Annotated in this window: 1 protein-coding gene; it reads right to left on the bottom strand. The window is 63.1% G+C overall.

The features are described from left to right. The coding region (locus tag ACNFOC_RS55635) for a tripartite tricarboxylate transporter substrate-binding protein (RefSeq protein WP_416966479.1) at positions 1-382 on the bottom strand (382 nt) is incomplete at its 3' end. Positions 383-406: the final 24 nt, after the last annotated feature.

Here is a 406-nt window from a genome sequence, read left to right as displayed (position 1 = left end):
TGGCCGCCGTCCATTTGGCGATTTCGCTCTTGACGAGTTCTGCAAGGGACTGCGGCGTGCGTTCGGGAGGCGCTGGAATTTCGCTGCCGAGGCGCAGCAATTGGCTTCGGACCGTATCGTCGTCGAGTGCCTTGCCGAGAGCCGAATTCAAGCTTGCTATCACGGGCTTCGGCGTCCCCTTCGGGACGAACAGCGCGTTCCATGCCGACGCCTGGAATGCAGCCGCACCGGCTTCAATCGATGTTGGCACATCGGGAAACACCAGATTTCGGCTCGCGGTTCCAACCGCGTAAGCCTTGACCGTTCCCGCCGCGATTTGCGGTACGACACTGGCAGCCTGATCGCACATGTAATCGACGCGCCCCTCGACGAGCGCGGTCATCGCCGGCGCCGTCCCCTGGAACGC

The organism is Streptomyces colwelliae, assembly GCF_048158785.1.
Classification (GTDB): domain Bacteria; phylum Actinomycetota; class Actinomycetes; order Streptomycetales; family Streptomycetaceae; genus Streptomyces.
The sequence above is the reverse complement of the archived record's forward strand: the minus strand, read 5'-3'. Positions and strand labels throughout refer to the sequence as shown.